General features: G+C 63.0%; 11 protein-coding genes. 8 read left to right on the top strand and 3 right to left on the bottom strand.

Translation table 11 applies throughout. From position 1 onward, the window contains the following. The first annotated feature begins 231 nt into the window (after positions 1-231). The 7 genes from A6W98_RS03395 to A6W98_RS03365 all read left to right on the top strand — a co-directional run bounded on the left by A6W98_RS03395 (position 232) and on the right by A6W98_RS03365 (position 7,632). Positions 232-681 carry a CopD family protein gene (locus A6W98_RS03395; protein ID WP_042457936.1) on the top strand — a complete coding sequence of 150 codons (450 nt, stop codon included), beginning with the start codon at positions 232-234 and terminating at the stop codon, positions 679-681. A 143-nt stretch (positions 682-824) separates the two neighbouring features. Beyond that, the gene (rho, locus tag A6W98_RS03390; RefSeq protein ID WP_042457933.1) at positions 825-2,096 is read left to right on the top strand and encodes a transcription termination factor Rho; all 1,272 of its coding nucleotides are present in this window, start codon (positions 825-827) and stop codon (positions 2,094-2,096) included. 24 nt (positions 2,097-2,120) lie between these two features. Beyond that, on the top strand, positions 2,121-3,410 hold the full coding sequence (mnmE, locus tag A6W98_RS03385) for a tRNA uridine-5-carboxymethylaminomethyl(34) synthesis GTPase MnmE (RefSeq protein ID WP_042457930.1): 1,290 nt from the start codon (positions 2,121-2,123) through the stop codon (positions 3,408-3,410). Between the two features lie 12 nt (positions 3,411-3,422). Further along, positions 3,423-5,288 carry a tRNA uridine-5-carboxymethylaminomethyl(34) synthesis enzyme MnmG gene (gene mnmG, locus A6W98_RS03380; protein WP_042457926.1) on the top strand — a complete coding sequence of 622 codons (1,866 nt, stop codon included), beginning with the start codon at positions 3,423-3,425 and terminating at the stop codon, positions 5,286-5,288. Next, positions 5,285-5,905, top strand: coding sequence for a 16S rRNA (guanine(527)-N(7))-methyltransferase RsmG (rsmG, locus tag A6W98_RS03375; protein ID WP_042457923.1), 621 nt, complete (start codon positions 5,285-5,287; stop codon positions 5,903-5,905). The genes mnmG and rsmG overlap by 4 nt, the downstream gene beginning before the upstream one ends. Next, positions 5,898-6,707, top strand: coding sequence for a ParA family protein (locus tag A6W98_RS03370; RefSeq protein WP_042457920.1), 810 nt, complete (start codon positions 5,898-5,900; stop codon positions 6,705-6,707). The genes rsmG and A6W98_RS03370 overlap by 8 nt, the downstream gene beginning before the upstream one ends. Before the next feature lie 19 nt (positions 6,708-6,726). Continuing rightward, entirely contained in the window at positions 6,727-7,632 is a 906-nt protein-coding gene (locus A6W98_RS03365) for a ParB/RepB/Spo0J family partition protein (RefSeq protein ID WP_042457917.1), read from the top strand. On the opposite strand, the gene hemW is transcribed toward A6W98_RS03365, so the two are convergent. From hemW to rph, 3 genes are read right to left on the bottom strand one after another with little or no spacing between them, the layout of a single operon-like run. After that, positions 7,629-8,792 (bottom strand): radical SAM family heme chaperone HemW, encoded by a 1,164-nt coding sequence (hemW, locus tag A6W98_RS03360; protein ID WP_042457913.1) that lies wholly within the window; start codon positions 8,790-8,792, stop codon positions 7,629-7,631. The genes A6W98_RS03365 and hemW overlap by 4 nt on opposite strands. Further along, on the bottom strand, positions 8,782-9,390 hold the full coding sequence (rdgB, locus tag A6W98_RS03355) for an RdgB/HAM1 family non-canonical purine NTP pyrophosphatase (RefSeq protein WP_042457910.1): 609 nt from the start codon (positions 9,388-9,390) through the stop codon (positions 8,782-8,784). The genes hemW and rdgB overlap by 11 nt, the downstream gene beginning before the upstream one ends. A gap of 3 nt (positions 9,391-9,393) precedes the next feature. Then, positions 9,394-10,110: a ribonuclease PH gene (gene rph, locus A6W98_RS03350; RefSeq protein WP_042457908.1), complete on the bottom strand. Its 717-nt coding sequence runs from the start codon at positions 10,108-10,110 to the stop codon at positions 9,394-9,396. A gap of 172 nt (positions 10,111-10,282) precedes the next feature. On the opposite strand from rph, the gene hrcA reads away from it, so the two are divergent. Next, positions 10,283-11,323, top strand: a complete 1,041-nt coding sequence (gene hrcA, locus A6W98_RS03345) for a heat-inducible transcriptional repressor HrcA (RefSeq protein WP_042457905.1) — start codon at positions 10,283-10,285, stop codon at positions 11,321-11,323. Positions 11,324-11,326: the final 3 nt, after the last annotated feature.

Here is an 11,326-nt window from a genome sequence, read left to right as displayed (position 1 = left end):
CTGGTCGGGGTCGTAAAAAATATTTTTAATACAGAAAGCTATGACATTTTCGATGAAAACGTAGCGAGTTATCTCCACTTCTTTCCACAAGCGGCCCTACTGTGGATGAGACCGTGGAACATCCAGTAATCCACATCCTCCACAGGCCCTACATAATCATCATCTTTTCTTTTCTTTTCCTATTGCTCTAGAAGAGGCGCGATAGGCGACCAAGCGTAGCGAGGCAGAGCGATGTCGGAATTTCTGGCCAACATGTATCCATGGACCAAATCACTGCACATCATCGCGGTGCTGACCTGGATGGCGGGTCTGTTCTATCTGCCGCGGATCTTCGTCTATCACACCGAGAAGGTGACCCCCGGACACGAGACCGACGCGCTGTTCCAGGTCATGGAAATGAAGCTCTACCGCTACATCATGAACCCTTCGATCATCGCGGTCTGGATCTTCGGCCTGGCCCTGGTTCTGACGCCGAACGTCGTCTACTGGGACACGATCTGGCCCTATACCAAGGGCGCCGCGGTGATCGCGATGACCTGGTTTCACATGTGGCTGGGCGCGCGGCGGAAGGATTTCGTCGCCGGGCGGAATACCCGTACCGGCCGGACCTTCCGGATGATGAACGAGCTGCCGACCATTCTGATGCTGGTCATCGTCTTCTCCGTGGTCGTGAAATTCTGATCCTGCCGGCGCGGCGGCACACGCCGAGTTGACTCACGGTCCGCACAGGACTAAGGAGCGGGCTTAACTCGGGTCGTCCGATCCGAGGCTTCCCGTATAACGTGTGCGCACTCCGTCGGCGCCGTCTTCCGTAAAGCACTCCCATGACCCAAGAATGCCTGAACCTCGCCGATCTCAAGGCCCAGAGCCCCAAGGCCCTGCTCTCCATGGCAGAAGAGCTCGAGATCGAGAACGCGTCGGCGATGCGCAAGGGCGAGATGATGTTCTCGATCCTCAAGGAGCGCGCCGAGGATGGCTGGGAAATCTCGGGCGACGGCGTTCTTGAGGTTCTGCAGGATGGATTCGGCTTCCTGCGCTCGCCCGAGGCCAACTATCTGCCCGGTCCGGATGACATCTACGTCTCGCCCGACATGATCCGCCAGCATGCGCTGCGCACCGGCGACACGGTCGAGGGCGTGATGCAGGCCCCGCGCGAGAACGAGCGCTACTTCGCGATCACCAAGGTCACGAAGATCAACTTCCAGGACCCCGAGCAGGCCCGGCACAAGATCAACTTCGACAACCTGACGCCGCTCTATCCCGATGAGCGGCTGAAGATGGAGATCGAGGATCCGACGATCCGCGACCGTTCGGCCCGGATCATCGACCTGGTTTCGCCGATCGGGAAGGGGCAGCGCGCGCTGATCGTTGCCCCGCCGCGGACCGGGAAAACGGTGATCCTGCAGAACATCGCGAATTCCATCGAGACCAATCACCCGGACACCTATCTGATCGTCCTGCTGATCGACGAACGGCCCGAGGAAGTGACCGACATGCAGCGCTCGGTGAAGGGCGAGGTGATTTCCTCGACCTTCGACGAACCGGCGACGCGTCACGTCGCGGTGGCCGAGATGGTCATCGAAAAGGCCAAACGTCTGGTCGAGCATAAACGAGATGTTGTTATCTTGCTCGATTCGATCACCAGACTTGGCCGTGCCTACAACACTGTGGTGCCGTCTTCCGGCAAGGTGCTGACCGGTGGGGTCGATGCCAACGCCCTGCAACGGCCGAAACGGTTCTTCGGTGCCGCGCGGAATATCGAGGAGGGCGGGTCGCTGACCATCATCGCGACCGCGCTGATCGATACCGGCTCGCGGATGGATGAGGTGATTTTCGAGGAATTCAAGGGCACCGGCAACTCCGAGATCGTGCTCGACCGCAAGGTCGCCGACAAGCGCGTCTTCCCGGCCATGGACATCCTCAAATCGGGCACCCGGAAAGAGGAACTTCTGGTCGACAAGTCGGACCTGCAGAAGACCTTCGTTCTGCGCCGGATCCTGAACCCGATGGGGACCACCGACGCCATCGAGTTCCTGATCTCGAAGCTCAAGCAGACCAAGACGAATTCCGAATTCTTCGATTCGATGAACACCTGAGGCGGCGACGCCCGGAGGTGATCCCTGGACACGATTTTCGCTCAGGCGACCGCGCGCGGAAAAGCGGGCGTCGCCGTTATCCGCATTTCCGGCCCTCGGGCCCATTCCGCCGCGCGCGCGCTGGCGGGGTCATTGCCTCCACCGCGGCAGGCGGGTCTGCGTCGTCTCGCGGATGCGGATGGCGTTCTGCTCGATGAGGCACTGGTATTGTGCTTTACCAAAGGTGCAAGTTTTACCGGGGAAGATGTCGTTGAATTTCAATGTCATGGTAGTCCGGCAACCGTGGCGGCGCTGCTCTCTGCCCTGGGGCGCATCGACGGTCTGAGGCTGGCCGAACCCGGGGAATTCACGCGACGCGCTTTGGAAAACGGCGTGCTCGACCTCGCGCAGGTCGAAGGATTGGGCGATCTTCTCGAAGCGGAAACCGAGGCTCAGCGGCGCCAGGCCTTGCGGGTCCTGTCGGGCGCCCTCGGGGCGAAGGTTGACAGATGGCGCGAGGCCTTGATCAGGGCGGCCGCGCTTCTGGAAGCGACCATCGATTTTGCCGACGAAGATGTTCCGGTCGACGTGACCCCGGAAGTGACCGGTTTGCTGGACGAGGTCGCGGCGTCGCTGCGGGCGGAGATCGACGGCGTATCGGTGGCGGAGCGCATACGGGACGGGTTCGAAGTCGCCATCGTCGGACCGCCGAATGCGGGAAAGTCCACTCTTCTGAACCACCTCGCGGGCCGCGAGGCGGCAATAACGTCAGAACATGCCGGCACAACCCGGGATGTCATCGAAGTCCGGATGGATCTTGAGGGTCTGCCCGTGACCTTTCTTGACACCGCCGGTCTGCGAGAGAGTGCGGATGAGGTCGAGACGATCGGTATCGCCCGCGCCGTTGCCCGCGCCGAAGCCGCTGATTTGCGTGTCTTTCTTCTCGACGATACCGGCAAGACCCAGGGGCTGGTGCCCGGGCCCGAAGATATCGTCCTGCGCGGCAAGGCAGATCTTGCCGACGGCGCAGGACATGGGGTGTCGGGCCTGACCGGGGAGGGGGTTGCCGACCTGGTTGCCGATATATCCACGACACTGGAAGGACGCGCCTCTCGGACTGTCACGGCTACGCGAGAACGCCATGCAGAGGCTATGCGGCGGGCCGGCGGCGCTATCGCCGAGGCTCAGAATCAGCTATCCCTCGGCATGGAAACGGCAGAACTGGCGGCCGAAGATTTGCGCCGCGCCGTGCGGGCTCTGGAAACGCTGCTTGGCCGGGTGGATGTCGAAACCTTGCTCGACGAGATTTTCTCGCGCTTCTGTCTTGGAAAGTGAGGAGTGTTTCACGTGAAACATCGCGCTTTTGATGTCATCGTGGTCGGCGGCGGCCATGCCGGTGCTGAAGCGGCGCATGCCGCCGCGCGTCTTGGCGCGAGGACAGCTATGGTCACGCTGCGTCGGGACGGGATCGGCGTCATGTCCTGCAATCCGGCGATTGGCGGCCTCGGGAAAGGCCATCTCGTGCGGGAAGTCGATGCTCTCGACGGCGTGATGGGGCGGGCCGCTGACCGCGCGGGGATCCAGTTTCGCCTTTTGAACCGCCGTAAGGGCCCCGCCGTACAGGGGCCGCGGGCCCAGGCTGACCGGAAGCTCTATCGTCAGGCAGTGCAAACAGCTCTGAGCGCGGAGCCGGGGCTCGAGATCGTCGAGGGAGAAGCGGCTGATTTTCTTCAGCGCGATGGTCGCATTGCAGGCGTCGTACTGGCCGATGGGAGTGAATTGTCGGCCGGGGCCGTGGTTCTGACCACAGGCACCTTTCTACGCGGCGTCATCCATATTGGGAATCGACAAACCCCGGGGGGACGAATTGGCGACCGTCCGTCGGTTCGTCTAGCCGAGCGGATCGATGGATTCGGCTTGCCGCTGGGGCGCCTGAAGACGGGGACGCCGCCGCGGCTTGACGGTCGGACCATTGACTGGGATCGTCTCGATCGCCAGCCAGGTGATGACGAACCGGTTTTGTTCTCGTTCCTCTCGTCGCATGTCGAGGCGCGACAGGTGGCCTGCGGTATCACCCATACGAATGCGCAAACCCATGATATCATTCGTAAAAACCTCTCGCGCTCGGCAATGTATGGTGGCCATATAGAAGGTGTCGGGCCGCGCTATTGCCCCTCTATCGAAGACAAGGTCGTCCGGTTCGCCGAGAAGGAGTCGCACCAGATCTTTCTGGAGCCCGAAGGTCTCGACGATCCGACAGTCTATCCCAACGGCATTTCGACCTCTTTGCCCGAAGAGGTGCAGGAGGCGTATGTCCACTCGATCAAAGGGCTGGAGAACGCGACCATCCTGCAACCGGGCTACGCCATAGAATATGATTACGTCGATCCGCGCGCGCTGCGCCCGACACTTGAGCTGCGCGATGTACCCGGGCTGTTCCTGGCGGGACAGATCAACGGCACGACCGGATATGAAGAAGCGGCGGCGCAAGGTCTGGTCGCAGGGCTGAATGCGGCGCGGGATGTGGCGGGGCAGGGGCCGGTGATCTTCAGCCGGACTACAAGCTATATTGGCGTCATGATCGATGACCTGATCACGCGCGGGGTCAGCGAACCTTATCGCATGTTCACCTCGCGGGCCGAATTCCGCCTGTCTCTTCGGGCGGATAACGCCGATCAGCGGCTGACGCCGGTCGGGCTCGAGATCGGTTGCGTCGGAGATCGGCGTCGGACGTCTTTCGAGGCAAAGATGGAGCGTCTTTCGGCGGGGCGCGCGCGGCTGGAGTCCATGTCGGTCACGCCGAAGCAGGTGGCCGCGGCCGGGATCAAGGTGAATGCCGATGGGACCCGCCGGTCGGGTATCGACCTTCTCGCCTTCCCCGATGTGAGCTTTGAAGACCTGATTCCGCTCGATCCTGAGCTTGAGGAGGTGGACCGCGAGAGCCGGGTCCAGTTGGCGCGAGACGCATTATATGCGAATTATATTGCCCGCCAAACACTAGATGTAGAGGCTATGCGGCGGGATGAGGCCCAACGCATCCCGTCCTGTTTCGACTATGAGAAGCTCGAAGGGCTCTCCGCCGAACTGAAGGGCAAGCTCTCCAGGGTGCAGCCGGAAACCCTTGGGCAGGCCGCGCGCATCGATGGAATGACACCTGCTGCGGCGACCTTGATCCTTGCGCGCCTGCGCCAGATGGAGCGGCAGTCGGCATGACAATTGCAGCAGGGGAATTTCCCGATGTTTCACGTGAAACATCGGAGCGTCTGGCAAGCTATGCAGCCCTGTTGCGCAAGTGGAGCCCGGCGATAAATCTGGTATCCCGCGCGACACTGGATGAGCTTGAAATCCGGCATTTTGCGGATTCTGCTCAGCTTTTCGATCTTGCCCCGGCCGAGGCCCGGCATTGGGTCGACCTGGGAAGTGGTGGGGGCTTTCCCGGGCTCGTGATCGCGATAATTGGGGAGGAACATGCGCCGAGCCTTCGGGTCACCTTGATCGAAAGCGATCAACGGAAAGCCACGTTTTTGCGGACAGTGGCCCGGGAACTCGGTCTGAAACGGGTTGAGGTGATCGATGCGCGAATCGAAGCCGCAGACCCGCAAGAGGCAGATGTGCTTTCGGCCCGGGCCTTGGCGCCGCTGGACCGGCTTCTTGGCTTTGCAGAGCGGCATCTCGCGCCCGGAGGTATCGCGCTATTCCCGAAAGGCGCCCGATACGCTGATGAAGTGAACCGGGCGCTTGCATCCTGGCGGTTCGAGGTTCAAAACCATCCCAGCAAGACCGATCCGCAGGCCGTTGTTCTGAAACTCGGAGGCATCGCCCGTGTCTGACCCCACGCGCCCCAAAGGCCCTAAAATCATCGCCGTGGCAAACCAGAAGGGCGGAGTGGGCAAGACAACCACCGCGATCAATCTGGGCGCTGCCTTGGCGGAGCTTGGCAAGACCGTTCTGATCGTCGATATCGATCCGCAGGGAAATGCCTCGACCGGTCTGGGCGTCGCGCCCGAGGCGCGGGTCAGGACGACCTACGATCTGATCTTGGATGATGCGCCCCTGGCCGATATCGTGGTAAAATCGCCCAAGGGTAACCTATATATAGCGCCGTCGACCACGGACCTGAGCTCGGCCGATATCGAGATGGTGGCCAATGAAAAGCGCAGTTTCCTTCTGCATGACGCGCTTCGCCAGCCGGCTATGGATGCCTATGGCTTCGATTTCGTGCTGATCGACTGCCCGCCGGCGCTGAGTTTGCTGACGATCAATGCGATGGTGGCGGCGCATTCGGTTCTCGTGCCGCTTCAAAGCGAGTTTTTCGCGCTGGAAGGGCTCTCGCAACTGATGCTTACGATCCGCGAGTTGCGCCAGACGGCCAATTCGAGCCTCCGGATCGAGGGGGTGGTGCTGACCATGGCGGACCGTCGCAACAACCTCTCGCAAGCCGTCGAAAATGATGCGCGTGCCTATCTGGGCGACCTGGTGTTCCGGACGGTCATTCCGCGCAACGTCCGGGTCAGCGAGGCGCCGTCCTATGCGATGCCGGTGCTCGATTACGACCCGAATTCGCGCGGCGCCGAGGCCTATCGCGCGCTTGCGCAGGAAATGCTGGAGCCGAAGGTGCCGGTCGGCGCCTGAGGCCACAGGGAGACGAGAGATGAAGCAACCGGAAAAACGCGGCCTGGGACGCGGCCTGTCGGCGCTGATGGCCGATGTTCGGATCGAACCGGAGGCCGAGCGGGACGAGACGCCGCGCAGCAAGGCCGACCAGATGATTGCGCTGGATCTTCTTGAACCGAATCCCGATCAGCCACGGCGGCTGTTTTCTGAAGAGGCGCTGAAGGAGCTTTCCGACTCGATCCGCGAGAAGGGTGTGATCCAGCCTCTGATCGTACGGCCCAGCAAGCGCAGCGAGGGGCGTTACGAGATCGTGGCCGGCGAACGCCGCTGGCGCGCCTCGCAGCTGGCGCAGAAGCATGAGGTTCCGGTGATCGTCCGTGAGCTGGACGATACCGAAGTGCTGGAAATAGCCATCATCGAGAACATCCAGCGGGCCGATCTGAATCCGCTGGAAGAGGCGATGGGCTACCGTCAGTTGATGGATCGCTTCGGCCATACACAAGATAAGGTGGCCGAGGCGCTGGGGAAAAGCCGTAGCCACATTGCCAACCTGCTGCGGCTTCTGCAGTTGCCCGACGAGGTTCAGGGCTATCTGCGCGAGGGGCGGTTGAGTGCGGGCCATGCCCGGGCTTTGATCACAACAACCGATCCGGCGACGATGGCGCGGCAGGTGATCAAGGGGCGGCTTTCGGTGCGCGAGACCGAGAAACTGGCCAAGTCAGGCTCGACGACGAAGAAACGTCGGCCGCCGCCGCCGGTCGCGAAGGACGCAGATACCCGTGCGCTGGAGCAGGATCTCGCCGCCAATCTGGGTATGGATGTCTCGATCGAGCATCGAACAGACGGATCGGGCGATCTTGTGGTCTCGTATCGCTCGCTCGACGATCTCGACCGTCTTTGTGCGGTGCTGAGCGCGCCCTCGGGCGGCGGCGGCGAGGACTAATCCGGCAGCAGCGCGCGGATCACTGCATTCAGGACCGCGCGCCCCGCAGCCGTTGCTCGCAGTTGATCCGCCTCGGTCTCGATCAGACCGAGATCCGACAACTCTTTGATTTTACTGCCATCTATCTGCGAGTTGGCAATGCGTTCGTAGCGTTTCAGCGACAGCCCTTGGGCCAGGCGGAGACCCATCATCAGATATTCGGCGCCCTGATCGGCGGGCGCGACGGTGCTGCGCGACAGGTCTCCCGTTCCCTCGCGTTCGACGCGCTCGAGCCAGGACATGGGCGGGAGCGGGGTATCGGTTGCCGTACGACGGCCGCCCAGGGTCAGGCGACCATGCGCCCCCGGTCCGATCCCCGCGTAATCGCCCGCCTGCCAATAGATCAGGTTATGCCGCGACTCGGCGCCGGGGCGGGCGTGGTTCGAGACCTCATAAGCGGGCATTCCGGCGGTTTCGCACAGCTCTTGCGTCAATTCGTAAAGATCGGCGCCGAGATCCTCGTCGGGCAACCCCTTCAAGCCGCCACGCGCCAGCCGGTCGCCGAAGGCAGTGCCGGCTTCGACGGTGAGCTGGTACAGCGAGAGGTGATCGACGGCCATCGCCAGAGCCTCGCCAAGCTCGTCGCGCCAGGCCGCGAGGCTCTGGGATTGCCTGGCATAGATCAGGTCAAAACTGACACGCGGGAACCGGCTGCGGGCGATGTCGAAGGCGGCGCGGGCCTCGGCCACGCTATGGGTGCGCCCGAGCCGCCTGAGGTCGGCATCGTTCAGCGCCTGTATGCCAAGCGAGACACGGTTGACGCCGGCCTCGGCAAATCCCGTGAAACGCCCGGCCTCGACCGAGGTCGGATTGGCCTCTAGCGTGACCTCGATGTCATTCGCGGGGGTCCAGACAGACCGGGCGGTGTCGAGGATGGCGCCGACCAGTTCGGGTGGCATCAGGCTGGGGGTGCCGCCGCCGAAAAAGACGGTGTTCAGCACGCGCGGGCCGGTCTCGGCGCCGAGGCGGCGGATCTCGGAAAGATAAGCGTCTTGCCAGCGTGCCGTGTCTATCTCGGCCGAAACATGGCTGTTGAAGTCGCAATAGGGGCATTTCGACAGGCAGAACGGCCAGTGGACGTAAAGTCCGAAGCCGCCCTCCTGCCAGTCTTCAGCGCTCAAACAGGCTCACCAGCTTTTCGAAGGCGCGGGCGCGGTGGCTGATCCGGTTCTTTTCCCAGCGGTCCATCTCGCCGAAGGTGATGTCATGGCCGTCGGGCTGGAAGATCGGGTCGAAGCCATGGCCCTGATCGCCGCGCATCGGCCAGACGATGCGGCCGGGCATGCGGCCTTCGAACACCTCGTCATGGCCGTCGGGCCAGGCCAGCACGAAGGTACAGCAGAATTGCGCGGTCCGGGGCTCGGGCGCGTTCGCCTCCTCGAGCCTGGTCCAGACTTTTTCCATCGCCATCGGGAAGTCGCGGCCAGAGCCTGTTTCGGCCCAATCGGCGGTATAGACGCCCGGCGCGCCATCCAGCGCGTCGACCGCAAGCCCGCTATCGTCGGCCAGGGCGGGAAGGCCGGTCGCCTTCGCCGCCGCATGGGCCTTGATCCGGGCATTGCCGACGAATGTATCCTCGGTCTCGTCCGGTTCGGGCAGGTCATGTTCGGCCGCGCCGGTGACGGAAATGCCGAACGGCTTAAGCAGATCCGCGATCTCTTCGAGCTTGCCGCTGTTATGGGTCGCGACCAACAGCGTCTTTCCGTCAAACCGGCGCATGCCTCAGGCTCCGATCGCGGCTTTCTGGGCGGCGACAAGCTCGGCCACGCCCTTTTCGGCCAGGTCGAGCAGCGCATTCATCTGCGTGCGTGTATAGGTCGAGCCCTCGGCCGACATCTGCACCTCGATCAGCTTGCCGGAGCCGGTCATCACGAAATTGCCGTCGACGCCGGCCTCGCTGTCTTCGGGATAGTCCAGATCCAGCACCGGCTGGCCGGCATAGATCCCGCAGGAGACGGCGGCGACCGGATCGACCAGCGGGTCCGAGATAACCTCGCCGGTCTTCATCAGCTTGTTCACGGCCAGCCGCAGCGCGACCCAGCCGCCGGTGATCGAGGCGCAGCGGGTGCCGCCATCGGCCTGGATCACGTCGCAGTCGATGGTGATCTGGCGTTCGCCAAGCGCCACGCGGTCGACGCCCGCGCGCAGGCTGCGGCCGATCAGGCGCTGGATCTCGACGGTGCGGCCGCCCTGTTTGCCCTGGGCCGCCTCGCGGCGCATCCGGGTGGTCGTGGCACGCGGCAGCATCCCGTATTCGGCGGTGACCCAGCCGAGGCCCGAATTCTTCAGGAACGGCGGAACCCGCTCTTCCAGCGTGGCGGTGCAGAGCACATGGGTATCGCCCATGCGGATCAGGCACGAGCCTTCTGCATGCTTGGTCACGCCGGTCTCGATTGAAACCGGGCGAAGTTCGCTTACATCACGACGGGATGGGCGCATCGGACTGTCCTTTTATTGGTTTTGCAGCTTTGCTCCCATGAGCCGGACGCCGATGCAACCCCGATTGATGGGCCCGATCGACGGGCCCGATTGACGAGATCGGCATCTTCCTTTTAATGGCATCGCTTCGACGGAGGCGCGGCAGGTGAGTACCCAAGGCATTCTCGAAGAAATGAACGACCGCTCGCGCGAGGTGTTTCGCCGCGTGGTCGAGGGCTATCTCGAATCCGGGGATCCGGTGGGATCGCGCACGCTGACCCGGTCGATGAGCGAGAAGGTCAGCGCCGCCACCATCCGCAACGTCATGCAGGATCTCGAGTTTCTCGGCCTGCTGAACAGCCCGCATGTCTCGGCCGGGCGGGTGCCGACGCAGCTGGGCCTCCGGATGTTCGTCGACGGGCTGCTGGAGGTGCGCGACCTCAAGGAGGAGGACCGCGAGAAGATCGACGCGACGCTCGGGGCGAATACCTCGGATGTGGGCGCGCTTCTCGACCGGGTGGGGGCCGCGCTGTCGGGGGCGACCCATGGCGCGAGCCTGGTTCTCGCGCCCAAGCACGAGGCGCCGATCCGGCATATCGAATTCGTGAGCCTCGGCGCAGACCGGGCGCTGACGGTTCTGGTCTTTGCCGATGGTCATGTCGAGAACCGCCTGTTTCATCCCGCGCCGGGGCAGACGCCCTCCTCGATGCGCGAGGCCGCCAATTTTCTCAACGCGCTGGCCGAGGGCCTGACGCTGAGCGAGCTGCGCGAGGCGATGAAGGTCGAGATCGCGCGGCGCCGGCAGGAGCTTGACGAGCTTGCCCGGACCATGGTCGAGGCCGGGCTCGCGGTCTGGGAGAACGAGGGCCATGATCAGGCGCGGCTGATCGTGCGCGGCCGGGCCAACCTTCTGTCGGACCCGGCCGAGGCCGAGGATCTGGATCGGATCCGCAGCCTGTTCGACGACCTGGAACGCAAGCGCGACATCGTCGAGTTTCTCGAACTGGCCGAGGAAGGCGAGGGGGTCCGGATCTTCATTGGTTCGGAGAACAAGCTTTTTTCACTTTCGGGTTCATCTTTGGTGGTCTCTCCATATATGAACGCGGACCGGAAGATCATTGGCGCCGTGGGGGTGATCGGGCCGACCCGGTTGAACTACGGCCGGATCGTACCGATCGTGGACTACACCGCCCAGCTGGTGGGCAAGCTGATCGCCGACCGCGGCAAGGGATGAAAG

It is taken from the genome of Rhodovulum sulfidophilum DSM 1374 (genome assembly GCF_001633165.1).
In the GTDB taxonomy this organism is placed as follows: Bacteria; Pseudomonadota; Alphaproteobacteria; order Rhodobacterales; family Rhodobacteraceae; genus Rhodovulum; species Rhodovulum sulfidophilum.
The sequence above is the reverse complement of the archived record's forward strand: the minus strand, read 5'-3'. Positions and strand labels throughout refer to the sequence as shown.